The following is a 24978-nucleotide window of genomic DNA, read 5'->3' as shown; positions in this document are numbered from 1 at the left end:
GGAGAGTAGTAATGACTGAAGATGTTAAGGCTGATGCGCCAAAAAAATTAAGCATTCAACGCAGAACAAAAACAACAGTGAGCAGCACCACAACTGGTGGTAAAAGCAAAGAAGTGCAAGTAGAAGTACGTAAAAAACGCACAGTAAAAACTGATATTGCTCAACAAGAAGAAGCAAAATTAAAAGCACAGCAAGAAGCGGAAGCGAAAAAAATTGCTGAACAAAAAGCGGCAGAAGAAAAAGCTCGTTTAGAAGCTGAAAAAGCAGCAGCTAAGAAAGAAGCTGATGAAAAAGCAAAAGCTGAAAAAGCGAAAGCAGAAATAGCTAAGCCAGCAAAAAGTGCGGTAGATTCTAAAGCTAAATCTGTTGATCCTGAAAAAGAGAAACGTAAAGCAGAAGAAGCTGAACTTCGTCGTAAAGCTGAAGAATTAGCTCGTCAAAAAGCTGAAGAACAAGCTCTCCGTGCAGCAGAGGAAGCAAAACGTTATGCTGAAGCAGATGATTCAGACAATGAATCTTCTTCAGAAGACTATTCTGATTACAACTTAAGTTCAAGATATGCACTTGAAGCAGAAGATGAAGAAGATCGTCGTAACGAAAATCGTGGCCGTGGCAAAAATAAAGTAGCGAAAGCGAAAAAAGGCGGTCGCGACGATGAAAATAGCAAAAACTCGAAAAACGAGCGCGAATCTAATCGTAAAAATCAAAAAGACGCTAAGTTTGGTAAAGGTAAAAACGGCAAAAAAGGTGCCGCACTTCAACAAGCCTTTACTAAACCAGTTCAAGCTGTAAAAGCGGATGTTGTCATTGGTGAAACCATTACTGTTGCTGAATTAGCGAACAAGATGGCTGTAAAAGCAACTGAAATCATTAAAACAATGATGAAGATGGGCGAAATGGTTACTATCAACCAAGTTATCGATCAAGAAACCGCTCAATTAGTAGCGGAAGAACTTGGCCATAAAGTGATTCTTCGTAATGAAAATGAGCTTGAAGAAGCGGTATTAGGCGATCGCGATGTAAACGCAGAAAAAGTAACGCGTGCGCCAGTTGTAACCATCATGGGTCACGTTGACCATGGTAAAACTTCTTTACTTGACTATATTCGTAAAGCGAAAGTGGCAGCAGGCGAAGCGGGTGGTATTACCCAACATATCGGTGCGTATCACGTAGAAATGGATGATGGCAAAATGATCACCTTCTTGGATACTCCAGGACACGCTGCATTTACATCTATGCGTGCGCGTGGTGCAAAAGCAACAGATATTGTTGTTCTTGTTGTTGCTGCTGATGATGGTGTGATGCCTCAAACTATTGAAGCGATTCAACACGCAAAAGCAGCGGGCGCGCCTTTAGTGGTTGCAGTAAATAAAATCGATAAACCAGAAGCCAATCCAGACCGTGTTGAGCAAGAATTATTACAACATGATGTAATTTCTGAAAAATTCGGTGGTGATGTGCAATTCGTTCCAGTATCTGCGAAGAAAGGTACAGGAGTTGATGAGTTATTAGATGCAATCCTACTTCAATCTGAAGTACTTGAATTGACCGCTGTAAAAGACGGCATGGCAAGTGGTGTAGTCATTGAATCTTACTTGGATAAAGGTCGTGGCCCTGTGGCAACTATCTTGGTTCAATCAGGTACATTACATAAAGGTGACATCGTACTTTGTGGTTTTGAATACGGCCGTGTGCGCGCAATGCGTGATGAAAACGGAAAAGAAGTTGATGAAGCAGGTCCTTCAATTCCAGTTGAATTATTAGGTCTTTCAGGTGTGCCAGCAGCGGGTGATGAAGCAACCGTTGTACGTGATGAGAAAAAAGCACGTGAAGTGGCGTTATATCGTCAAGGTAAATTCCGTGAAGTGAAATTAGCTCGTCAGCAAAAAGCGAAACTTGAAAATATGTTTAGCAATATGTCTGAAGGCGATGTGGCTGAATTGAACGTCATTGTGAAAGCGGACGTACAAGGCTCTGTAGAGGCGATTGTTCAAGCGTTAAATGAACTTTCTACCAATGAAGTAAAAGTTAAAGTGGTTGGCTCTGGTGTAGGTGGTATTACTGAAACTGATGCAACTTTAGCGGCAGCATCTAATGCCATTATTGTTGGCTTTAACGTTCGTGCTGATGCATCTGCGCGTCGTGTCATTGAAGCTGAAAACATTGATTTACGCTACTACTCAATCATCTATGAATTGTTGAATGAAATTAAAGCAGCAATGAGTGGTATGTTAGAGCCTGAATTTAAACAAGAAATTATTGGTTTAGCTGAAGTTCGTGATGTATTCCGTCATCCGAAATTTGGTGCAATCGCAGGTTGTATGGTGACCGAAGGTATAGTGAAACGTAACAACCCAATCCGTGTATTACGTGACAACGTCGTTATCTTTGAAGGGGAATTAGAGTCTCTTCGCCGTTTCAAAGACGACGTATCTGAAGTTCGTAACGGTATGGAATGTGGTATCGGCGTGAAAAACTACAACGACGTGAAAGTCGGCGACCAAATCGAGGTGTTTGAAGTGGTTGAAGTTAAACGTTCAATCTAATACTAGATAATTTATGTAGGGCATAGTGAGATATGCCCTTTTTATTTGCAGATTATTATCCTTAACCTTAAAATACACTTGATTAAGTATAAAAATCCTCCTTTCTTTATTACAGTAAACTATCCTGAGAGATAAACGCGTATGTATAAATTATTTCGATATGCCATTTTCCAAATGGATGCTGAAAAAGCCCATGATTTTACGCTTCAGTGTTTAAAAATGACTGCTCATCCATTATTTTATCCACTTTTTAAATCACTCATTGATACGCCGAAAGGTTTATCTAAAACAGTAATGGGAATAAATTTTTCTAATCTTATTGGTTTGGCGGCAGGAGCGGATAAAAATGGTGAGGCAATTGATGGTTTCGGCATGCTGGGGCTGGGGTTTATTGAAGTTGGTACGGTAACACCATTTGCTCAGGATGGTAACGCAAAGCCTCGTCAATTTCGTTTAATAGAAGCTGAGGGTATCATTAACCATAATGGATTTAATAATAAAGGTATTGATTATCTGATTGAAAATGTAAAAAGCACCCATTATAAGGGAGTAATAGGCATTAATATTGGCAAAAATAAATGGACCCCATTGGAAAGAGGCAAGGACGATTATATTTTCTGTTTAAATAAAGCTTATAATTATGCAGGTTATATTACAGTGAATATTTCATCACCTAATACGCCAGATTTACGTCAATTACAATATGGTGATTATTTTGATGATTTATTAAAAGAGATTAAATCTCGCCAATCAGTCTTAGCTAAACAATATAATAAGTACGTACCTGTTGTAGTGAAAATTGCACCAGATTTGAGTGATGCTGAACTTGTCCAAATTGCAGATGGGTTAATCCGTCATAAAATCGATGGGGTGATTGCCACAAATACGACCACTTCCCGTGACAATGTCACTGGATTAAAATATTCAGAACAAGAAGGTGGATTAAGCGGAAAACCCTTACAATATAAAAGTACAGCTATTATCAAACGATTACATGAAGAATTACAAGGGCGTATCCCTATTATTGGTTGTGGTGGTATTGATAGCGTATCAGATGCACAAGCTAAAATGAACGTTGGGGCAACATTACTGCAGATTTATTCGGGGCTAATTTATCATGGTCCTAAATTGGTTGCGGAATTAATAAGAAACATAAAATAATGACAAAAATATTTGATTTACATTGCCATAGTACGGCATCTGATGGTGTACTTTCACCTCGTGAAGTAGTTCTACGTGCTCATGAACAAGGCGTAAATGTACTAGCATTATGCGATCATGATACAGTTGATGGTATTGATGAGGCACAATTAGCGGCAAAAGAAATAGGGATCAAGCTAATTACAGGCGTTGAGATTTCAACCAACTGGGAGGGGCGCGGAATTCATATCGTTGGGTTAAATTTTAATAAAATGCATCCAAAAATTACCGCACTTTTGGAAAGTCAAAAAATACTACGTGCTAAAAGGGCAATTGAAATTGGTACAAAATTAGAAAAGGTAGGTATACCGAATGCTTATAACGGTGCAAAATTATTCGCCAATGGAGAGGTCACACGCGCACATTATGCACGCTATTTAGTACATATTGGTAAAGTATCAAATGATGGACAAGCCTTTAAGCGTTATTTAGGACAGGGACAATCTGCTTTTGTTAAATCACAATGGACTGATATTCCCACTGCAATTGAAGCTATTCATGCGGCAGGTGGCATCGCCGTTATTGCCCATCCATTACGCTATAATATGACAGGGAAATGGGTACGTAAGTTAATGGCCGATTTTAAAACCTGGGGTGGTGATGGTATGGAAATGGCAGATTGCGGTACAACAAAGGATCAGCGTCAAATGCTTACACGATTAGCAGGTGAATTTAAATTCGTTGGTTCAGTAGGGTCTGATTTTCATTTTCCTTGCGGATGGATTGAATTAGGAAAAAATTTAACCTTAATGGATGAAGTCACCCCAGTTTGGACGTTATTTTAGTACGTAGGACAAGTAATATTTGCCTACTATATATTTAATTAGATCTCATTACACAAACCTAATCCAGATAAAAATTCAATAAATGCCCGCACTTTTATCGGTAAATGTCTTCTGTTCGGATAGACCACATGAATTTCTAATCTTTGTTGTTTATATTCTGGTAATATTTCAATCAATTCACCTTTTTCGAGAGATTGACCAATAATAAATCTAGGTAAATTCACAATGCCTAGTCCTGCTTTTGCCATTTCTAATAAGGCTAAACCACTATTGCTTACCACTTTGGGTCGGATTTTGAAACGTTGTGTTTGATTTATGCGTGAGCCAACCCAATTCACTTGATTCATTACATTTTTATAAAGTAAGCCATTGTGATGTTCCAAATCATCAGGTGTTTGTGGAATACCATTCGCTTCAAGATAGTTTGGTGATGCCACAAAGTGTAGCGTATTTGTGCTGATTTTTCGTGATACAAGAGAACTGTCCGCCATATGGCCGATATGTAATGCAAGATCATAGCCTTCTGCCACAAGGTCAATTTTTTTGTCATTAAACTCAATTTCAACATGTAGATTAGGATGTTCAGCAATAAATTGCGGTAAGTTCGGTACGATGAAAAGTAAACCAAAATCCCGAGGAACAGAAATGAGTAAATTTCCTTGTAATGAACTGGTAAGGTGGGTGATGCTAGAATCAGCCTCATCTAAATCAAGTAAAATTCCTTGGCAGAGTTGGTAATACATCATTCCCGCTTCAGTAGGCATAATTTTTCTGGTAGTACGTTGTAACAATCGTGTTTTTAAATGTTCTTCTAACTGTGAAACTAATTTGCTTGCCATCGCCACAGAAATATTTTGTTGCTTTGCCGCCAATGTAAAACTTTGGGTTTCAATGACTTTGCAGAAAATAGAAATCGCGTTGAGTTTATCCATTTATAGACCTTTTTTGAAAAAATGCTTGATTTTGCCTACATAACTTTGCACTATACCCCCAATTTTACAAAATTCTAGTGATATTAGGTAATCAAATGAGTAAATCCTTGGTGATTGTGGAGTCGCCGGCAAAAGCAAAGACCATTAATAAATATTTAGGTAGCCAATATGTGGTGAAATCGAGTGTTGGACATATTCGTGATTTGCCGACGGTTGGTTCTAGTACAGGTGAAAAAGCTAAACCAATTTCAACCAAAGGTATGGATGCCGAAGAAAAAGCAAAAATTAAGGCTGAAAAGGAACGTAATGCCTTAGTTAAACGTATGGGAATTGATCCTTATCACGATTGGAAAGCAAATTATCAGATTTTGCCTGGTAAAGAAAAAGTGGTTTCCGAATTAAAATCGCTTGCTAAAAAAGCAGATCATATTTATCTCGCAACCGACTTGGATAGAGAAGGGGAAGCGATTGCATGGCATTTACGCGAGGTGATTGGTGGCGATGATGAGCGCTTTAGCCGAGTAGTGTTTAACGAAATCACTAAAAATGCCATTAAACAGGCTTTTGAAAAGCCTGAACAATTAAATATGGATCGCGTTAATGCACAACAAACTCGTCGCTTTTTAGATAGAGTAGTGGGCTTTATGGTGTCGCCATTACTTTGGAAAAAAGTCGCGCGCGGGCTTTCTGCTGGTCGAGTTCAATCGGTTGCGGTTAAATTATTAGTAGAACGCGAGCGTGAAATTAAAGCCTTCCAGCCTGAAGAATATTGGGAAGTTGCCGTCCTTACGAATAATCAGAATAAACAAGCTATACGCTTAGATGTCACGGATTATAAAGGTAAAAAATTTGATCCAAAAAATCAAAAAGAAGCACAAAGTGCGGTAGATTTTCTTAATGTTTCAGATTACGTTGTCACAGATTTGGAAACTAAGCCGACAAGTTCTCGTCCTCGTGCGCCATTTATTACGTCAACACTTCAACAAACTGCAAGTACTCGCTTGGGATTTGGTGTTAAGAAGACAATGATGTTAGCCCAACGTTTATATGAAGCGGGTTACATTACTTATATGCGTACGGATTCAACCAATTTGAGTCAAGATGCGCTTAATATGGCACGTAGCTATATTGAAAATCATTTTGGTGCACAATATTTACCAGAAAAACCAAATTTCTATTCTAGTAAGGAAAATGCGCAAGAGGCGCATGAGGCTATTCGTCCATCAGACATTCGAGCATTGCCTGAATCTTTAGAGGGAATGGAAAAAGATGCGGTACGCCTTTATGATTTAATTTGGCGTCAATTCTTAGCATGTCAAATGCCGCCAGCACAATATGATAGTAGTACATTGACTGTTTCTGCTGGCGATTATACCTTAAAAGCAAAAGGCAGAATTTTACGTTTTGATGGTTGGACAAAAGTATTACCACAGATAGGCAAAAATCCTGAAGATCAAGAATTACCTTTAGTTACTGTTTCAGAAAAACTTGCTTTAAAAGAAGTCCAACCCACTCAACACTTTACTAAACCACCAGCTCGTTTTACTGAAGCGGCTTTAGTAAAAGAATTGGAAAAACGTGGTATTGGCCGACCTTCTACTTATGCGGCAATTATTTCTACTATCCAAGAACGTGGCTATGTTCGTACTGAAAATCGTCGTTTCTATGCAGAAAAGATGGGCGAAATTGTGACTGATCGCCTCAATGAGTCTTTTGGTGAATTAATGAATTACGATTTCACCGCGAATATGGAAGATACCTTAGATAAAATTGCCTCCGGTTCAGTGAATTGGAAAACTGAATTGAATCAATTCTTTAAGGATTTTTCTAACCAGCTTTCTAAAGCTGAATTGGATGAACTTGAAGGCGGCATGCGCCCCAATAGCCTTGTGGAAACCGATATTAAATGCCCAACCTGTGGTAGAAAAATGGCAATTCGTACGGCAAGTACAGGGGTATTTTTAGGGTGCACGGGTTATGCATTGCCGCCAAAAGAGCGGTGCAAAACGACGATTAATTTAATTCCTGAAGCAGAATTATTGAATGTTTTAGATGAATCTTCAGAAACCAAAGCATTAATGGATCGTAAACGTTGTACAAAATGTGGAACGGCAATGGACAGCTATATAATCGATGCCCATCGTAAGATCCATATTTGTGGTAATAATCCAAATTGTGATGGATATTTGATTGAAGAAGGTTCATTCAAAATTAAAGGCTATGATGGCCCTGTTGTTGAGTGTGATAAATGCGGTGCGGATATGCATTTAAAACTTGGTCGTTTTGGCAAGTATATGGGATGTACAAATTGCGATAACACGCGCAAAATTTTGAAAAATGGCGAAGTCGCCCCACCAAAAGAAGAGCCAGTACATTTCCCTGAGTTAAAATGCGAAAAATCTGATGCATATTTTGTATTGCGTGATGGTGCGAGTGGTGTATTTATGTCAGCGCATAACTTCCCGAAATCACGCGAAACACGCCCAGTTAAAATCGCTGAACTAGTGCAATATCGCGAGCGTTTACCTGAAAAATTAGCTTATTTAGCAGATGCCCCACAAAAAGACCCAGAAGGGAATGAAGCGATTGTTCGTTTTAGTCGTAAAGAGAAGAAACAATATGTGACTTCTGAAAAAGATGGGAAAGCGACGAAATGGATTGTTGATTTCACCAATGGAAAATGGGTTGAACGAAAAAAATAAGAAGAAAAGTGCGGTAAATCACCGCACTTTTTAGTATATAAAGAAGAAAAAATAAAAGCCCGCAATGGCGGGCTTATTCGATAGAACTTTATAAATTAAGCATGACAGGTTTGACAAGCTGCTTGGAACATCCACACTAATTTTTCTTGTTCTTTAATGTAATCACTCATTTGTGAAGCGGTACCTTCATCATCTGCTTCACCTGCTAGAGTAAGAATTTCACGTTGTTGTTCTAGTAGTGTTTTTAGGCCTTGTAATGTACCTGATAAACATTCTTGTGCACCGCTTACAGCGATATCTTCTTTAATGCGTGAAATTTCTAAATACTGGCTATAAGCATTATTCGGTACATAGCCTAATGTAAGAATACGTTCTGCAACTTCATCAACTTTGGTGATTAAATCGGTATAAATTTCTTCAAATTTTGCATGTAATTCGAAGAAATTTACACCTTTAATATTCCAGTGGTAGCCACGTACATTTGTGTAGAAAACTTGATAGGTGGCAAGTAATTCATTTAGTTTATTTGCTAATTCAGCTGATTGAACTTTATCTAAGCCTATTGATGTTTTTGACATAGTATTTTCCTTCTATCAATGTTAATAATTTGAGCTAATGCTCTCCCTTTGTTGAGAGTCATTATACGTCCCTAAAATATACTGTGAAATTGTTCTATTCAATAAAATTGATAGTTATTAGCTATATGTTAATAAAATGTAATAATTTAAATCTATCAAATTAAGTGATCCAGATCACAGTTTTAAGGAATATTTAGTGAGACACTCGCAGTAAGTAATAAATTTTGTTCTAATAAGTAACATGTATTTTCGATGTTTTAAAAAGGATAATTTATGCAAGAACTTATAAAAAATGCATTACCACAAGAAAATATAATGAATCAAGCGATTGTAGAAGCACTTCGTTTACAACATTGGGCAGGCTTTTTAAGCCACTCACAAGTGTTACAACTTTGTCGTGATTTTGAATTAACACCATTAAAACTTGCGATACATTTATTACCAATTGCGGCCTGTTATAGCCATACAGCAGTTTCTCATTTTAATGTTGGTGCAATAGCGATTGGTGAACGAGGAGATTTTTATTTTGGTGCCAATCAAGAATTTGCAGGAAAAGCGATTCAACAAACTATTCATGCGGAGCAAAGTGCGATTAGTCATGCCTGGTTACGTAATGAAAGCCGAATTACGGATATAGTGGTGAATTATACGCCTTGTGGTCATTGCCGCCAATTTATGAATGAATTAGATAGCGCTGATAAACTATCAATTCACTTACCACATAGCCAAAATAATTTATTGCATACTTATTTACCTGATGCATTTGGTCCTAAAGATTTAGATATCGAAACACATCTTTTAGCGAAAGAAGAGCATCATTTAGCAGCAGACTCCCAAGATCCGCTTATAAATCATGCAATTTTAGCCGCTAACCAATCCCATTGTCCTTATTCGCATAGTCCACACGGTATTGCGATTTTATTTAAAGATGGAGATATCGTAACTGGACGCTATGCGGAAAATGCTGCATTTAACCCAAGTTTACCCGCTTTGCAAACTGCGCTTAATTTTGCTTATTTAAATGATAAAAAATTAAGTGAAATTGAAAGGGTTGTGATGGTTGAAAAAGCACTTACACTAAGTCATCGAGTCATGGCAGAATCTTTATTATTGGGGCTGTCAGCAATTAAATTAGAATATATCGCATTATAGAAATTTAAAGAACTATCTTGTCATTATTATAAATATATGAAAAAGCCGCACTTTAAAAGTACGGCTTATTAAGTTCTATCTTTATGGAAGAAATTATTCCACACCAACCATTACAGAAGTTGCTTTGATGATTGCGTACGCTTCTTTACCAACTTCTAAGTTTAATTCTTTAACTGCTGCTAAAGATACAGTAGAAGAAAGTACGTTACCGCCACCGATATCAATGTGAACGATCGCGTTTACTGAACCGTTTTCGATTGAAACAACTTTACCTTTTAATTGGTTTCTTGCACTAATTTTCATAACATTTCCTTGTTAGTTGGGGTTTGAAAGAGCCTATATATTATCTTACAAAAAGCCAGTCGTAAATAAACCTAGAGTTTAAAACTCTCAAAAAATTGACCGCACTTTTATAGGCATTTTGCAGGTTTCGGCAAGCCTGCTAGTTTTGTAGCTTGTTTTGCGGGGCCTTCAGGAAATAAGCGTTGCAAATAACGGCTATTACCTTTATCTGCCCCAAGCTTTTCTGCCATTGCTTTTACCAACATACGGATGGCTGGGGAGGTGTTATATTCTTGATAAAAGTCTCGTACAAAGTAAATCACTTCCCAATGGGCATCTGTTAATTCAATATTTTCTAACTGCGCAATAGAACGAGCGACATCTTCGTTCCATTGTTGGCTATTAAGCAAATAACCATCTTTATCAGTTTTAACTTCTATTCCATTGATATTCAACATATTAATTTACTTCTTTAAAGTTAATCATTTCGTTGTTTGAAAAATCTGTTTGATCTTCATCCTCAAATTGCATTGGCGTGATTCGTTCTTCATCAAATGCGGTATCGCCTTCAATGCCATCAATTAGTTGGCCATGTTTGATTCCTTTGAAATCAAATAATTTTGGATCACACATATGTGACAATGTAATGTTTTGCATTGCGCTGAACATAGTTTCTAAGCGTCCCGGATATTGGCGATCCCAAGTATTAAGCATTTCTTTTACCACTTGGCGTTGAAGATTTGGTTGTGAGCCACATAGGTTACAAGGAATAATCGGAAATTCCTTCGCGATAGCATATTTTTCAATGTCTTTTTCTTTGCAGTAAGCAAGCGGACGAATCACAATTTGTTTGCCATCGTCAGAAATCAATTTAGGTGGCATGGATTTCATTTTGCCGCCATAAAACATATTTAAAAATAGTGTCGCTAACATATCGTCTCGGTGGTGTCCTAAAGCAATTTTGGTTGCACCAAGTTCTGTGGCAGTACGGTATAAAATTCCACGACGTAGGCGAGAGCAGAGTGAACAAGTGGTTTTTCCTTCTGGAATTTTTTCTTTCACAATTCCGTAAGTATTTTCTTGTACGATTTTGTAATCTACGCCAATGCTTTCTAAATATTCAGGCAATACATGTTCTGGAAACCCCGGTTGTTTTTGATCAAGGTTTACCGCAACAATATCAAATTTAATCGGCGCACTTTGCCGTAAATTCAACAAAATATCGAGAAGCGTATAACTGTCTTTTCCTCCGGACAAACACACCATGACTTTATCGCCATCTTCGATCATTCCAAAATCTGCAATAGCATTACCTACGTTGCGGCGAAGACGTTTTTGTAATTTATTGAAATTATAGGTTTGTTTTTTTTCTTGTTGGGCTAACTGGGTTAATTCGCTCATTCTGTTATCTTTAGTTATTCATGAAAGGCGCACATTATACGTGAAAAATCAGATCAAGATCGCATTTTCCTAAAATTTAGGAGTAATATGTTCTTAAACTGTAGAAGATTAGATCTTAGCTGACAATAATGACATTCTATAAACAAGTTAGATTCTCTGTAATCTTCTACATCTATTTGATTACATAACTGAACGATAATTTTATCTGTATAGGTAGCAGATTATTCTAAATGCTCCTTCATTTAGAAATTGGGAGAGTGTTTAGCATAATCTAGAATACCCATAAAAAATTACTTAAAATGACCGCACTTTTACAAGGAATTTTTATGCCCATTCGTCCTAATTTTGCTGAAAAAAGTACCATTATACAACGACATAAATTGAAACTAGATAAATCCTATTTTACGCAACCTACCGTTATTTGGGTTCTGCGCGGTCGGAAAATTTTACGTTGGATAAATGGAGAGAAAATTATCCAAGCTGGTGAAATGGTAATGTTGGCAGGAAATCAACGCTTTGATGTGATTAATGAACCTGATGAACTAGGTGTATATCAAGCGGATTGGTTATCTATTGATAATGCAGTGGTTGAGAGATTTTTTGGGTTGCTTTCGGAGCCAAAACCCTTTGAAAGCCTGTTTCACTTGCCTGCACATCCTTTTATACAGCAAGCTTTTTCGATTGTTTCAAAAGCACTTTCCAGTGATGAAATTCCTGATCGTATTGTGGAAATTCGCTTGTGGGAATTGCTAGCTTGGTTGTCGGAACAGGGTGGTGTATTTAATCCATTTTCTACACCATCCTTAAAGTGTCAAATTAGTAAGAAAATTTCAGAAAATTTTGAGTATCACTGGAAAATTGGAGACATTGCAAAATTGTTAAATATCAGTGAAGCTACATTGCGCCGTCATCTCTCTGCAGAAAAAACATCGTTTCGGGAAGTATTAACAACAGTTCGAATGATGAGAGCGTTGAATTTGTTACAACTCACTCAACGCCCAATTTCACAAATCGCCTATGAAGTTGGCTATGAAAGTCATTCACGTTTTTCCGTGAAATTTAAACAACATTTTGGTTGTTCTCCGTTAGAGGTTCGGCAATCGAGTGCTGTTTAACGACTATGTTCCACAATAATAGAAGCTTCGGCAATGGCATTAGCTTTAGTAAAATAACCGACTACAGCAGGCATTGTATCTGCCGTCACATTTGGCAAGGTTTCTACACTTACTGCTGTGACTTTAATTTCGTAACGATGTTTTTGTCCTGCGGGTGGACAAGCTCCGCCAAAAACTGGCGCGCCAAAATCAGTGCGAGTTTGCAGCGCACCTTGTGGTAAATTAGTACCATCAGCTTTAATGCCTTCAGGAAGAGCGGTCGTTTTTGCAGGAATATTTACAACTATCCAATGCATCCAGCCAATGCCTGTTGGTGCATCTTTATCATAGATCGTTACTACAAAACTTTTCGTCCCTTTCGGAGCATTCGCCCAAGATATTGCTGGTGACAGATTTCCTCCATCGCAACCAAAATCATAATCGGCACTTAACAAGTTTTTAGCGTGAAATCCGTGTTCAGGTAAATCTGGCACATTAATGCTAAAAACTGCTGAGTTTGCGTAAGATGTACCAGCAATAAGCAAACAAAATACTGTTGAGATCATTTTTTTCATGATTTTTCCTTTTCTGATGATGTACATGAGGTATCAGTATAGGAAATCTTATTAACTAAAACTGTGCAAAAACGCTCAAATATTTTTTATTTCCAATATTTTTTGAAGATTTTCGAAAAATTAACTTCTTTCTTTTATTTTACCAACTACCACTTTTCACAGTAGAAATCTCCTGAAATGAATTATCTAAAGTATTATATTTTTAGAAATCTATAAATATCTTTATTTTTTAATAGGTTACAAAGTATCAGTCTATATGTGTTCGAAAAAATAAAGTATGAAAAGTAAATTCACAATCGTTTCTTATTCCAATGAATTTAGAAATGAGTTATTGATAGATTTAATGAGTGGCCAATAAATAGGTAATATTTGTGTTTCTCCTGTATGAAAAATAGGAAAGTGCGGTCAATTCAAAAGAAGATTTTTAAGATCCGCAAAAAATCCTGTATAATCTTTCCAATTTTTTGTTCAATTTTAACGCTTTGCAATTCAATGATTGAAACATCCCAAACTATTCCTGAACTCGTCTCTTGGGCAAAAGATCGCGAGTTTTCTTTGAATTTACCTACCGAGCGCTTGGTTTTCCTGCTAGCGATTGCAATTTATAACAACGAACGTTTAGACGGCGAAATGTTAGAAGCCGATCTTGTGGATATTTTCCGCCACACGATGAATGCTTTTGAGCAATCTACGGATGCCATTGCAACACGAGCGAATAATGCAATTAATGAATTAGTGAAACAACGTTTGTTAAACCGTTTTAGTAGCGAATTTACTGAAGGCTTGGCGATTTATCGTTTAACGCCATTAGGTGTTGGCGTGTCGGATTATTACATTCGTCAGCGTGAATTTTCCGCATTGCGTCTTTCAGTACAACTTTCCATTGTGGCAGATGAAATTCAACGTGCTTCTGACTCTGCAGAAGAAGGCGTGGAGAATAATGAAAGTGAACATTATTGGCGTCGTAATGTGTTTGCGCCATTAAAATATTCCGTTGCAGAGATTTTTGATAGCATCGATCTTTCACAACGCATTATGGATGAAAACCAGCAAAGCATTAAAGATGAAATTGCAGAGCTTCTTACTAAAGATTGGCAAGCGGCAATTTCAAGCTGTGAACGTTTATTAGATGAAACATCTGGGAATTTGCGTGAATTGCAAGATACGCTAAATGCCGCAGGGGATAAACTTCAAGCGCAATTATTGCGTATTCAAGATTGTGTGATTGGGCGAGATGATTTGTATTTTATTGATCAATTAATTACTGATTTACAATCTAAACTTGACCGAATTATTAGCTGGGGGCAACAAGCCATTGATTTATGGATTGGTTATGACCGCCATGTGCATAAATTTATTCGTACTGCCATTGATATGGATAAAAATCGTGTATTCTCACAACGTTTACGTAATTCTATTCATCATTATTTTGATCATCCTTGGTTCTTATGGACAGCGCAAGCTGAGCGTTTAGTCGATCTGCGCGATGAAGAAATGGTGTTGCGTGAAGATGATGCTTTAGGTGAATTGCCAGAAGAATTGCAATACGAATCCCTGTCTGATTTACACGATCAAATTGTAGAGCATATGCAAGGTTTACTGATTGCTTATCGTGAAAATAACCGTCCGATTGATTTGAGTTTAGTGTTAAAAGAACAACTGGAAAATTATCCACTTTCTCGTCATTTTGATGTGGCTCGAATCATTGTTGATCAAGCTGTGCGCCTTGGTATGGCAAATGATGATTTATCGGGTATTTACCCAGATTGGCAAGTAATTAATAAACGTGGCGCAGAAGTGCAAGCGCATGTGATTGATAAGTATTGATTTTAAGATAATTTAAAAGCTAATTTCAACGGAATTACTTCTGTTAAATATGCCCAAACCTTCTTTAGTAAAGAGGGGCTAGGGGAGATTTAGCAATAATGATTAACGAAGAAAGTAACTGAATAAAGTTTTAATAGAGAAATAACCTATGACAGACAACCTTCAAGATGTAATTTCCCCAAAACTCGCTGTGGCGATTGCAAATCCAATATTTCCAGCGGTAGATAGTCTATTGCGCTCAGGTCGCCATATCAGCACAGAGCACTTAGATAATCACGCATTTTTAATGGATTTCCAAAATGAATTAGACGGATTTTATCGCCGCTATAACGTGGAACTAATTCGTGCTCCAGAAGGATTCTTCTATCTTCGCCCGAAAGCAACGACATTAATTGCGCGTTCAGTACTTTCTGAGTTGGAAATGCTTGTTGGTAAAGTGCTTTGTTATCTTTATTTAAGCCCAGAACGTTTAGCTCAACAGGGCATTTTTAGCACCCAAGAAGTATATGATGAATTATTAAATCTTGCCGATGAAGGAAAATTATTAAAAGCAGTTAATCAGCGTTCAAGTGGTTCTGACTTAGATAAACAAAAATTGGCAGAAAAAGTGCGGGCTGCAATTGGTCGTTTACGTCGTTTAGGTATGATTCAAACTGTTGGCGAACAAAATAGTGGGAAATTTACGATTTCTGAATCTGTATTTCGTTTTGGTGCGGAAGTGCGTAGCGGAGATGATCCATTAGAAGCACAAGCTCGACTCATTCGTGATGGGGAAGCGGCAACACCAGAATCCTTAGCGTTGGAAAAACAAGCGCAATTAGTGGAAAACGATGCGGAAAGTGCGGATGAAATTGACGAAGAATTTGACGGAGAACAAGAATAATGTCTGATGTTTTTGAATTAGAAAATGAAATCGAATTAGAGAGCGATGAAGTCATTATGGAAAATGAAAACGTCGAAGAAATCGTTGAAACGCCAATGCCTTTTAGCATGACGACAAATAATGGTGTAGAGCGCGGTAAATTCCGTTCTTTAACCTTAATTAACTGGAATGGTTTTTTTGCCCGTACTTTCGATTTAGACGAATTAGTTACTACGCTTTCTGGGGGGAACGGTGCAGGTAAATCAACTACAATGGCTGGGTTTGTGACCGCATTAATTCCTGATTTGACCCTTTTACATTTCCGTAATACAACAGAGGCTGGCTCTACAGGCGGTTCTCGCGATAAAGGTTTACATGGTAAATTGCGTCCGGGTGTTTGTTACGCGGTATTAGATACCATTAATTCTCGCCATCAACGTATTCTTGTTGGTGTGCGTCTGCAACAAATCGCGGGTCGTGATAAAAAAGTTGATTTAAAAACTTTCTCAATTCAAGGTGTTGAATTATCTCAAAATCCGACCGCACTTTTCACAGAAACCGTGGGCGAACGTCAAGCACGTGTACTTAATTTAAACGAACTCAAAGATAAAATTGAAAATATCGGTGCGCAATTTAAACAATATCATTCCATCACCGATTATCACGGCATGATGTTCGATTTAGGTATTATTCCGAAACGTTTACGTTCAGCATCAGACCGAAGCAAATTCTATAAACTTATCGAAGCGTCTTTATACGGTGGTATTTCCAGCGCAATCACACGTTCTTTACGTGATTATTTATTGCCAGAAAATTTAGGTGTGCGCAAAGCTTTCCAAGATATGGAAAGTGCATTGCGTGAGAACCGTATGACTTTAGAAGCGATTAAAGTTACGCAATCAGATCGCGATTTATTTAAACATTTAATTACTGAAACCACTAATTATGTTGCTTCGGATTATATGCGTAATGCGAATGAACGCCGTGGCAATATTGAGGCTGCATTAGAATCTCGTCGTGAGTGGTATAAAGCAAAAGCAGAGCAGAATTTATCTCAACATCGTTTAGTTGATTTAAGTCGAGAAGCGGCTGAATTAGCAGAAAGTGAACGTACTTTAGAAGTTGATCACCAAAGTGCGGTTGATCATCTTAACTTAGTGTTAAATGCTTTGCGTCACCAAGAAAAAATTACGCGTTATCAAGAAGATATTGCAGAACTTACCGAGCGTTTAGAAGAACAAAAAATGGTGGTTGAAGATGCGAATGATGCGTTAGAAGAAAGCCAAGCCCAATTTGAACAAACCGAAATTGAAATTGATGCGGTACGAGCTCAATTAGCAGACTATCAACAAGCATTAGATGCCCAACAAACTCGCGCACTTCAATATCAACAAGCCATTGCAGCTCTTGAAAAAGCGAAAACATTATGCGGTTTAGCTGATTTAAGTGTTAAAAATGTAGAAGATTATCACGAAGAATTTGAAGCACATGCTGAAAGTTTGACGGAAACCGTGCTTGAACTCGAGCACAAAATGTCTATTTCTGAAGCAGCAAAATCTCAGTTTGATAAAGCGTACCAATTAGTATGCAAAATTGCGGGTGAAATGCCTCGTTCTGCGGCGTGGGAAAGTGCCAAAGAATTATTACGTGAATATCCAAGCCAAAAATTGCAGGCACAACAAACGCCACAACTTCGTACAAAATTACATGAACTTGAGCAACGTTATGCTCAACAACAAAGTGCGGTCAAATTACTTAATGATTTTAATCAACGTGCTAATTTAAGTTTACGAACGGCAGAAGAATTAGAGGATTATCACGCAGAGCAAGAATCGTTAATTGAAGATATTTCTGCTGAACTTTCAGAACAAGTGGAAAATCGTTCTGCGCTTCGTCAAAAACGTGAAAATTTAACCGCACTTTATGATGAAAATGCGCGTAAAGCCCCAGCATGGCTGACAGCTCAAGCTGCATTAGAACGTTTGGAACAACAAAGTGGCGAGACGTTTGAACATAGCCAAGATGTGATGAATTTTATGCAATCACAACTTGTGAAAGAGCGTGAACTCACGATGCAGCGTGATCAACTTGAACAAAAACGTTTGCAATTAGATAAACAAATTTCTCGTTTAAGTCAGCCAGATGGTTCAGAAGATCCTCGTTTAAATATGTTGGCAGAACGTTTTGGTGGGGTGTTGCTTTCAGAGCTTTACGATGATGTAACCATTGAAGATGCGCCTTATTTCTCCGCACTTTACGGGCCTGCACGTCATGCTATTGTTGTGCGTGATCTCAATGCTGTGCGTGAACAACTTGCGCAATTAGAAGATTGCCCTGATGATTTGTATTTAATTGAAGGCGATCCTACCGCATTTGACGACAGCGTATTATCCGCACAAGAACTTGAGCTAGGTGTTGTCGTGCAAGTTTCAGATCGTGAATTACGCTATTCAAGATTCCCTGAAATCCCATTATTCGGGCGTGCAGCACGTGAAAAACGTTTAGAAGAATTACAAATTGAACGTGATGAAGTGGCAGAACAACATGCCCAAATTGCATTTGATGTACAAAAATGCCAACGTTTACACGAACATTTCAGCCAATTTGTTGGGTTGCATTTGGCGCTGGCATTCCAGCCAAATCCAGAAGAGTTAATGTCTGAGATTAATCGCGAACGCAATGAAATTGATCGTGAATTAAACCAATTTAATAGCGGCGAACAACAATTACGCATTCAATTAGATAATGCAAAAGAAAAACTACAGTTACTCAATAAGTTAATTCCACAATTAAATGTATTGGCTGATGAAGATTTAATTGATCGTATTGAAGAATGTCGCGAGCAATTAGATATTGCAGAGCAAGATGAATATTTTATTCGTCAGTATGGCGTAACGTTGTCACAATTAGAGCCGATTGCAAATAGTTTACAAAGTGATCCAGAAAATTACGAAGGCTTAAAAAATGAATTAACTCAAGCGATTGAGCGTCAAAAACAAGTTCAACAACGTGTATTTGCGTTAGCTGATGTTGTACAACGTAAACAGCATTTTGGTTATGAAGATGCAGGGCAGGCTGAAACTTCTGAACTCAACGAAAAACTTCGCCAACGTTTAGAACAAATGCAGGCTCAGCGAGATACGCAACGTGAGCAAGTTCGTCAAAAACAAAGTCAATTTGCCGAATATAATCGCGTATTGATTCAGTTACAAAGTTCTTACGATAGTAAATATCAGCTCTTAAATGAGTTGATTGGTGAAATTAGCGATCTTGGCGTGAGAGCTGATGATGGTGCTGAAGAACGTGCTCGTATCCGTCGTGATGAATTACATCAACAACTTTCAACGAGCCGTCAGCGTCGTTCTTATGTAGAAAAACAACTGACATTAATTGAAAGCGAAGCGGACAACTTAAATCGTCTAATCCGCAAAACCGAACGTGATTATAAAACTCAACGTGAATTAGTTGTGGCAGCGAAAGTGAGTTGGTGTGTGGTTTTACGTTTATCACGTAACTCTGATATGGAAAAACGCCTCAATCGCCGAGAACTTGCTTATTTATCTGCAGATGAGTTACGTTCAATGTCGGATAAAGCATTAGGTGCGTTGCGTACAGCGGTGGCGGATAATGAATATCTACGTGATAGCCTAAGAGTGTCTGAAGATAGTCGCAAACCTGAAAATAAAGTGCGGTTCTTTATTGCGGTGTATCAGCATTTACGTGAACGTATTCGCCAAGACATCATTAAAACGGATGATCCGATTGATGCCATTGAACAAATGGAGATTGAGCTTTCTCGTTTAACGGCTGAATTAACTGGCCGTGAGAAAAAATTGGCTATCAGTTCTGAAAGTGTTGCAAATATTATGCGTAAAACGATTCAGCGTGAACAAAATCGTATTCGTATGCTCAACCAAGGCTTACAAAACATTGCGTTTGGTCAGGTGAAATCTGTTCGTTTGGTAGTGAATATTCGTGATACCCATGCCATGTTGTTGGATTCGCTTTCTGGTCAGCAAGATGAATATCAAGATTTATTCAACGATAACCGCATCACCTTCTCTGAAGCTATGGCGAAGCTCTATCAACGCATCAATCCACATATTGATATGGGGCAACGCACAGCGCAAACAATTGGTGAAGAATTGTTAGATTACCGTAATTATCTTGAACTTGAAGTAGAAGTATTCCGTGGTGCTGATGGTTGGTTACGTGCTGAAAGTGGTGCATTATCAACAGGTGAAGCTATTGGTACAGGTATGTCAATTCTCTTAATGGTTGTTCAAAGCTGGGAAGAAGAAAGCCGTCGAATTCGTGGTAAAGATATTGTGCCTTGTCGTTTGTTGTTCTTAGATGAAGCAGCACGTTTAGACGGTAAATCTATTTCTACCTTATTCGAACTTTGCGAACGTTTAGATATGCAGTTACTTATTGCGGCACCAGAAAACATTAGCCCAGAAAAAGGGACAACTTATAAACTCGTGCGTAAAATCGCAGGCAACCAAGAGCACGTACACGTTGTTGGTTTACGCGGATTTGGTGCGACAGAATAAGAATATAAATAGGAGCAGAGAAGTGCGGTTGAAAACTTCGGTGTTTTTTACCGCACTTAAGCCTTTAAGGAAGGAATAATGAAAATCTTTACATCAAAAAAAGGACAATTATCACAGCTGAAGCAGCAAAAATTTAAGCTGGAAAAGGATATTCAGCGTTTATTTGAAGAAAATCTTACCTTATTAAGTGGCTATATTTTTATTCGCTCGGAATTTTCTATTAAAAATTCACGTATTGATACCTTAGCTTTTGATCCTGAGACTCAAGCCTTTGTCATTATTGAATATAAAAGACAACAAAATTCTAGTGTGGTTGATCAAGGGATTTCTTATCTTAATTTGATGCTTGAATACAAAGCTGATTTTATTGTGGAATATAATGAAAAGCAAAAATTCCCACTTAAAAGAAATGATGTGGATTGGTCACAATCTAAGGTGATTTTTGTTTCACCTGCTTTTAATGATTTCCAAATTCAAGCCACGAATTTTAAAGATTTACCTATTGAATTATGGGAAGTTAATCGCTTTGATAATGATATTATTACGCTCAATATTATTAATAAATCAAAATCAGCACCGAATATTAAAGCTGTTTCTATTGAAAAAAATGAAGAATTTTCTACATTAAAAGAAATAAAAGTTTATCAAGAATCTGATCACTTAAGTGATAAATCAGATTTTATTCAAGAACTATACGAAGATTTTAAACAAGGCATTTTAAATTTAGATCCTGATATCGAAATTAATACCAGAAAACTTTACATTGCATTCAAAAAAGATCGAAATATTGCAGATATTCGTATCCAACAAAAGAATTTAAAAATTTGGATTAATCTTCCTTATGGAGAGTTAGATGATCCTAAAAATTTAGCAAAAAATGTATCTAATACTGGTCACTGGGGGAATGGCGATTATGAAATCACCATTGAAAGCACCCAATATCTTGAATACATTATGAGTTTAATTAAACAAGCTATTAAGGATTAATAAATGCACAATCTTATTCTTGCCATTCTCTGCAGCGTAGCTGTTTCAGTTTTACTGAAAATAGCCCGTAAAAAAAATATCATTATTGAACAAGCTATCGCATTCAACTACATTACAGCCATCACTTTCAGTTATTTCTTACTCAAACCTGATTTTAAAGGCTTAGCATTTACTGATTACATTGTACAAAGCGAAAACTCACCCATTTTTTTAGTGCTAGGTTTATTGTTACCTAGCGTGTTTATTATTATGTCAAAAGCGGTGGAGTTTGCTGGAATTGTACGTTCTGACGCAGCACAACGTCTTTCGTTATTTCTTCCTATTTTATCAGCGTTTTTAATTTTTAATGAAACACTAAGCCAATCTAAAATCATTGGCGTTGTATTAGCCTTTATTGGTTTATTTTGTTTATTAACTAAGCCAAATCAAGGGCAAAGTGCGGTCAATTTTAAAAGTGTTTTAGGATTAATCGGTGTATGGTTTGGTTACGGCATCATTGATATTTTATTTAAGCAAGTGGCGAAAACCGGCGGTGCATTTCCTGCAACATTGTTTATTTCTTTCTCGCTTGCAGCTTGCATTATTTTTATTTATTTATTCTTAAAACGAACCCAATGGACAACATCAAGTGTAATTGGCGGCATCGTTTTAGGTGTATTGAATTTCTTTAATATTTTATTCTACATAAAAGCACATCAAAGTTTTGCTGGAAATCCAACGCTTGTTTTCGCAGGAATGAATATTGGCGTAATTTGCCTAGGTACGATAACTGGCGCATTAGTTTTTAAAGAAAAAATCAGTAAGCTAAATTGGATTGGTATTATTTTTAGTTTATCGGCTATTTTCTGCCTATATTATTTAGATAAATTTATCGCGTAAAAGAGAGTAGTCATGGCAAAAGATTTCAGCTTTTTTATTTACGATTATGAAAGTTTTGGTGTAAATCCAGCAACAGATCGCCCTGCGCAATTTGCGGGTATCCGTACTGATGCTGATTTTAATATCATTGGTGAACCAATAATGTTTTATTGTAAACAAACCAACGATTATTTACCGGCTCCTGAAGCGGTAATGGTGACAGGAATTACACCGCAAGAATGTAATGAAAAGGGGCTTTCTGAGCCTGAATTTGCCGCAAATATTTTAGCCGAATTTTCTCAACCAAATACTTGTGTCATGGGCTATAACAATATTCGATACGATGATGAAATGACGCGTTATACATTTTATCGTAATTTTATTGATCCTTACGAATACAGCTGGAAAAACGGGAATTCACGCTGGGATTTGTTAGATTTAGTGCGAGCTTGTTATGCCTTGCGTCCAGAAGGGATTAATTGGGCTTATGACGATGATGGAATGCCAAGTTTCCGCTTAGAAAAACTCACTAAAGCAAATGGTATTGAACATGAAAATGCTCACGATGCAATGGCGGATGTATATGCAACTATTGCTATGGCGAAATTAATTAAAGAAAAACAGCCTAAATTATTTCAATATTTCTTTGAAAACCGAGGTAAAAAAGAAATCGAAAAATTGGTTGATACAGGCGCAATGGCGCCTTTAGTCCATGTTTCTGGTATGTTAGGGAATTATCGTGGAAATTGCACTTGGGTTGCACCTTTAGCTTGGCATCCGACAAATCAAAACGCACTCATTGTTTGTGATTTAACTGGCAATATCGATAATTTATTAGCCAAAAGTGCGGATGAATTGCGGACAGATTTATATACCAAAAAATCGGAATTAGAAGAAAGGGGAGTTTCATCTGTTCCATTAAAGCTTGTGCATATCAATAAATGTCCTATTTTGGCGCCAGCCAAAACCTTGTTACCAGAAACAGCAAATCGCTTGGGCATTGATCGACAATTATGCTTGGATAATCTTACAAAATTACGAGCATCTTTTGATATTCGTGAAAAAGTGGCAGATATTTTTAATGAAGAACGTCAATTTGAATCGAATGATAATGTAGAAACTGAATTATACAATGGCTTTTTCAGCAATGCTGATAAAAATAATATGTCTATTTTACGTAGTTTACCTGCAGAAAAATTAGCTGAACATGGTTTAGCTTTTGAAGATAAACGTATCCCTGAATTATTATTCCATTATCGAGCGCGCCATTTTTATAAAACCCTCACACGCGCTGAACAAATTAAATGGCAAAAATACCGACAGAATAAACTTGAAAAAAGAGCGGTAGATTTTGAATCAAGTTTACAACGTTTAGCTGAGGAACATTCAGATAACCCTGAAAAACTATCTTTGCTACAACAAGTATATGAATATGGTATAAAACTACTAGGTTAGTCGATACGTTGTCACATTTTTTTAGAAGAGCACGTTTTAATAAAAACGTGCTTTTTTGTTTTTTTCTGGGAAGAATTATCCAAAAAATCACCACATTAAATTCGCCCCTGTAAATAACAAAGCGATAGTTAACTACTTACAGGACTTAATGCGAAACGCTCGAATACATATTTTATTTAGGCATTTTTCTATAGAACATCACTTTTTTTCTTGCATCAGGGCTTCTGACATAAATAAGCAAAATGTACATAGATAAAATAAACAGAATAAATGCAAGAATGCCAAAAAGGCTAAAGCCTGCAGATCCACTTAGATTTTGTATAGACGTAAAAATATGTTCACCCAAGAAACGTAAGGTGAAATAAGCACCTATAACGCTGATAATTAATGAGATGATGAAATAAGGCATTAAACTTTCACCATACTTAACGGTAGCTTGGCAACCTCTGCAAACCTTAATACCTCTTTCTGACTCTGTAAAACAGAATGGGCATTTAATAATTTCATTTTTATTATCAGTCATGCTGACTCCTTTCTATCTAACTAAGTTGGAATTATATATAAATGTAGGTTTTTCTATCAAGTTGCAAGCTCAGCCTTGAACATAGATAATCTTTACATTTCATTGACATTTTAACCTAACCATTCAATAAAACGATAAAATAGCACGTTACAACGTGTTATCCAGCCTTATTTTGTCTTGTTTTGCTAGTACCTGTGACTTGTGTATAACTGTGTGATTTATTTAATCCGTAGTTTCCGCTAACCTGATAACTAATTTCGCATAATGATTTTTCGGATTATGTTGAATTCGAAGTGCGGTATAATTGGCGAAGCACCGCACGAGAATTTACACATAATCCGCCATTATGCGAAATTACAACTTATTGATTTTATGGCAAATATTACATTAAAAGATATCACACCCATTCATTTTCTAAATACAGTTAAATTACTCAAGGCTGACGATTATCGGGTTTACTGTACGTTAGATACGATTGAGATCAGGTTTGAAACGAAGCGATTTTATACACGGGAAGAAACTCAGGCTCGATTTGATCTTTGCGACCATTTGGCGGCGTTTTTGAGTGAATTAAGAAATTCGAGCGTGCCGATAGACAAGGAAGAGTTTATTCAGGCATTTAGCCCGATTGCACCAAAACCTAGATTTTATAGACGAAAATAGCCG

At 37.2% G+C, this 24978-nt stretch carries 20 protein-coding genes; 13 read left to right on the top strand and 7 right to left on the bottom strand.

The window, feature by feature from the left end; genetic code table 11:
• Positions 1–11 precede the first annotated feature (11 nt).
• From infB to KP712_RS02860, 3 genes are all read left to right on the top strand, one after another.
• A complete protein-coding gene (gene infB, locus KP712_RS02870) occupies positions 12–2546 on the top strand; it encodes a translation initiation factor IF-2 (protein ID WP_111407432.1) in 2535 nt (844 codons plus the stop codon).
• 141 nt (positions 2547–2687) lie between these two features.
• A complete protein-coding gene (pyrD, locus tag KP712_RS02865; RefSeq protein WP_111407431.1) occupies positions 2688–3707 on the top strand; it encodes a quinone-dependent dihydroorotate dehydrogenase in 1020 nt (339 codons plus the stop codon).
• The gene (locus KP712_RS02860) at positions 3707–4531 is read left to right on the top strand and encodes a PHP domain-containing protein (protein ID WP_111407430.1); all 825 of its coding nucleotides are present in this window, start codon (positions 3707–3709) and stop codon (positions 4529–4531) included. Before pyrD ends, KP712_RS02860 begins: the two co-directional genes overlap by 1 nt.
• 38 nt (positions 4532–4569) lie before the next feature.
• On the opposite strand, the gene KP712_RS02855 is transcribed toward KP712_RS02860, so the two are convergent.
• A complete protein-coding gene (locus KP712_RS02855) occupies positions 4570–5463 on the bottom strand; it encodes a LysR family transcriptional regulator (protein WP_111407429.1) in 894 nt (297 codons plus the stop codon).
• Between the two features lie 95 nt (positions 5464–5558).
• On the opposite strand from KP712_RS02855, the gene topA reads away from it, so the two are divergent.
• Entirely contained in the window at positions 5559–8165 is a 2607-nt protein-coding gene (topA, locus tag KP712_RS02850) for a type I DNA topoisomerase (RefSeq protein WP_111407428.1), read from the top strand.
• Between the two features lie 95 nt (positions 8166–8260).
• Here the strand turns inward: topA and KP712_RS02845 are convergent, their stop codons facing one another.
• Positions 8261–8743 carry a Dps family protein gene (locus tag KP712_RS02845; protein WP_111407427.1) on the bottom strand — a complete coding sequence of 161 codons (483 nt, stop codon included), beginning with the start codon at positions 8741–8743 and terminating at the stop codon, positions 8261–8263.
• 273 nt (positions 8744–9016) lie between these two features.
• On the opposite strand from KP712_RS02845, the gene cdd reads away from it, so the two are divergent.
• A complete protein-coding gene (gene cdd / locus KP712_RS02840) occupies positions 9017–9895 on the top strand; it encodes a cytidine deaminase (protein WP_111407426.1) in 879 nt (292 codons plus the stop codon).
• A gap of 93 nt (positions 9896–9988) precedes the next feature.
• Here the strand turns inward: cdd and KP712_RS02835 are convergent, their stop codons facing one another.
• From KP712_RS02835 to ttcA, 3 genes are all read right to left on the bottom strand, one after another.
• Positions 9989–10198: a TOBE domain-containing protein gene (locus tag KP712_RS02835; protein ID WP_005631673.1), complete on the bottom strand. Its 210-nt coding sequence runs from the start codon at positions 10196–10198 to the stop codon at positions 9989–9991.
• 107 nt (positions 10199–10305) lie between these two features.
• On the bottom strand, positions 10306–10635 hold the full coding sequence (locus KP712_RS02830) for a TusE/DsrC/DsvC family sulfur relay protein (RefSeq protein WP_111407425.1): 330 nt from the start codon (positions 10633–10635) through the stop codon (positions 10306–10308).
• 1 nt (position 10636) lies between these two features.
• A complete protein-coding gene (gene ttcA, locus KP712_RS02825; RefSeq protein WP_111407424.1) occupies positions 10637–11578 on the bottom strand; it encodes a tRNA 2-thiocytidine(32) synthetase TtcA in 942 nt (313 codons plus the stop codon).
• Between the two features lie 326 nt (positions 11579–11904).
• Here ttcA and KP712_RS02820 point away from each other — a divergent pair, with 326 nt between their 5' ends.
• Positions 11905–12693 carry an AraC family transcriptional regulator gene (locus KP712_RS02820; protein ID WP_243583117.1) on the top strand — a complete coding sequence of 263 codons (789 nt, stop codon included), beginning with the start codon at positions 11905–11907 and terminating at the stop codon, positions 12691–12693.
• On the opposite strand, the gene KP712_RS02815 is transcribed toward KP712_RS02820, so the two are convergent.
• Positions 12690–13247: a YbhB/YbcL family Raf kinase inhibitor-like protein gene (locus tag KP712_RS02815; protein ID WP_111407422.1), complete on the bottom strand. Its 558-nt coding sequence runs from the start codon at positions 13245–13247 to the stop codon at positions 12690–12692. The genes KP712_RS02820 and KP712_RS02815 overlap by 4 nt on opposite strands.
• Before the next feature lie 492 nt (positions 13248–13739).
• Between KP712_RS02815 and mukF the strand changes: the two genes are divergently transcribed.
• The 6 genes from mukF to sbcB all read left to right on the top strand — a co-directional run bounded on the left by mukF (position 13740) and on the right by sbcB (position 23789).
• Positions 13740–15074 carry a chromosome partition protein MukF gene (mukF, locus tag KP712_RS02810; RefSeq protein ID WP_215770532.1) on the top strand — a complete coding sequence of 445 codons (1335 nt, stop codon included), beginning with the start codon at positions 13740–13742 and terminating at the stop codon, positions 15072–15074.
• Positions 15075–15222: 148 nt separating this feature from the next.
• Positions 15223–15957 (top strand): chromosome partition protein MukE, encoded by a 735-nt coding sequence (mukE, locus tag KP712_RS02805; RefSeq protein WP_048953190.1) that lies wholly within the window; start codon positions 15223–15225, stop codon positions 15955–15957.
• A complete protein-coding gene (mukB, locus tag KP712_RS02800) occupies positions 15957–20489 on the top strand; it encodes a chromosome partition protein MukB (protein ID WP_215770531.1) in 4533 nt (1510 codons plus the stop codon). Before mukE ends, mukB begins: the two co-directional genes overlap by 1 nt.
• 78 nt (positions 20490–20567) lie before the next feature.
• Complete coding sequence (locus KP712_RS02795; protein ID WP_048953192.1) at positions 20568–21476, top strand: DUF5655 domain-containing protein; 909 nt, start codon at positions 20568–20570, stop codon at positions 21474–21476.
• A gap of 3 nt (positions 21477–21479) precedes the next feature.
• Positions 21480–22355, top strand: coding sequence for a DMT family transporter (locus tag KP712_RS02790; protein WP_048953193.1), 876 nt, complete (start codon positions 21480–21482; stop codon positions 22353–22355).
• Positions 22356–22367: 12 nt separating this feature from the next.
• Positions 22368–23789: an exodeoxyribonuclease I gene (sbcB, locus tag KP712_RS02785; RefSeq protein WP_215770530.1), complete on the top strand. Its 1422-nt coding sequence runs from the start codon at positions 22368–22370 to the stop codon at positions 23787–23789.
• Positions 23790–23961: 172 nt separating this feature from the next.
• On the opposite strand, the gene KP712_RS02780 is transcribed toward sbcB, so the two are convergent.
• A complete protein-coding gene (locus KP712_RS02780) occupies positions 23962–24312 on the bottom strand; it encodes a hypothetical protein (RefSeq protein ID WP_053087830.1) in 351 nt (116 codons plus the stop codon).
• A 372-nt stretch (positions 24313–24684) separates the two neighbouring features.
• Here KP712_RS02780 and KP712_RS02775 point away from each other — a divergent pair, with 372 nt between their 5' ends.
• Complete coding sequence (locus tag KP712_RS02775; RefSeq protein WP_215770529.1) at positions 24685–24975, top strand: hypothetical protein; 291 nt, start codon at positions 24685–24687, stop codon at positions 24973–24975.
• The last annotated feature ends 3 nt before the right edge of the window (positions 24976–24978 follow it).

It is taken from the genome of Haemophilus sp. SZY H68 (assembly GCF_018829685.1).
Lineage (GTDB): Bacteria > Pseudomonadota > Gammaproteobacteria > Enterobacterales > Pasteurellaceae > Haemophilus > Haemophilus haemolyticus_K.
This window is presented reverse-complemented; position numbering and strand designations above follow the sequence as displayed.

What these genes read in the sequence shown, in the direction of transcription:
- infB (WP_111407432.1), top strand. Translation starts at nt 12, where the DNA reads ATGACTGAAGATGTTAAGGCTGATGCGCCAAAAAAATTAAGCATTCAA.
- pyrD (WP_111407431.1), top strand. Translation starts at nt 2,688, where the DNA reads ATGTATAAATTATTTCGATATGCCATTTTCCAAATGGATGCTGAAAAA.
- KP712_RS02860 (WP_111407430.1), top strand. Translation starts at nt 3,707, where the DNA reads ATGACAAAAATATTTGATTTACATTGCCATAGTACGGCATCTGATGGT.
- KP712_RS02855 (WP_111407429.1), bottom strand. Translation starts at nt 5,463, where the DNA reads ATGGATAAACTCAACGCGATTTCTATTTTCTGCAAAGTCATTGAAACC.
- topA (WP_111407428.1), top strand. Translation starts at nt 5,559, where the DNA reads ATGAGTAAATCCTTGGTGATTGTGGAGTCGCCGGCAAAAGCAAAGACC.
- KP712_RS02845 (WP_111407427.1), bottom strand. Translation starts at nt 8,743, where the DNA reads ATGTCAAAAACATCAATAGGCTTAGATAAAGTTCAATCAGCTGAATTA.
- cdd (WP_111407426.1), top strand. Translation starts at nt 9,017, where the DNA reads ATGCAAGAACTTATAAAAAATGCATTACCACAAGAAAATATAATGAAT.
- KP712_RS02835 (WP_005631673.1), bottom strand. Translation starts at nt 10,198, where the DNA reads ATGAAAATTAGTGCAAGAAACCAATTAAAAGGTAAAGTTGTTTCAATC.
- KP712_RS02830 (WP_111407425.1), bottom strand. Translation starts at nt 10,635, where the DNA reads ATGTTGAATATCAATGGAATAGAAGTTAAAACTGATAAAGATGGTTAT.
- ttcA (WP_111407424.1), bottom strand. Translation starts at nt 11,578, where the DNA reads ATGAGCGAATTAACCCAGTTAGCCCAACAAGAAAAAAAACAAACCTAT.
- KP712_RS02820 (WP_243583117.1), top strand. Translation starts at nt 11,905, where the DNA reads ATGCCCATTCGTCCTAATTTTGCTGAAAAAAGTACCATTATACAACGA.
- KP712_RS02815 (WP_111407422.1), bottom strand. Translation starts at nt 13,247, where the DNA reads ATGAAAAAAATGATCTCAACAGTATTTTGTTTGCTTATTGCTGGTACA.
- mukF (WP_215770532.1), top strand. Translation starts at nt 13,740, where the DNA reads ATGATTGAAACATCCCAAACTATTCCTGAACTCGTCTCTTGGGCAAAA.
- mukE (WP_048953190.1), top strand. Translation starts at nt 15,223, where the DNA reads ATGACAGACAACCTTCAAGATGTAATTTCCCCAAAACTCGCTGTGGCG.
- mukB (WP_215770531.1), top strand. Translation starts at nt 15,957, where the DNA reads ATGTCTGATGTTTTTGAATTAGAAAATGAAATCGAATTAGAGAGCGAT.
- KP712_RS02795 (WP_048953192.1), top strand. Translation starts at nt 20,568, where the DNA reads ATGAAAATCTTTACATCAAAAAAAGGACAATTATCACAGCTGAAGCAG.
- KP712_RS02790 (WP_048953193.1), top strand. Translation starts at nt 21,480, where the DNA reads ATGCACAATCTTATTCTTGCCATTCTCTGCAGCGTAGCTGTTTCAGTT.
- sbcB (WP_215770530.1), top strand. Translation starts at nt 22,368, where the DNA reads ATGGCAAAAGATTTCAGCTTTTTTATTTACGATTATGAAAGTTTTGGT.
- KP712_RS02780 (WP_053087830.1), bottom strand. Translation starts at nt 24,312, where the DNA reads ATGACTGATAATAAAAATGAAATTATTAAATGCCCATTCTGTTTTACA.
- KP712_RS02775 (WP_215770529.1), top strand. Translation starts at nt 24,685, where the DNA reads ATGGCAAATATTACATTAAAAGATATCACACCCATTCATTTTCTAAAT.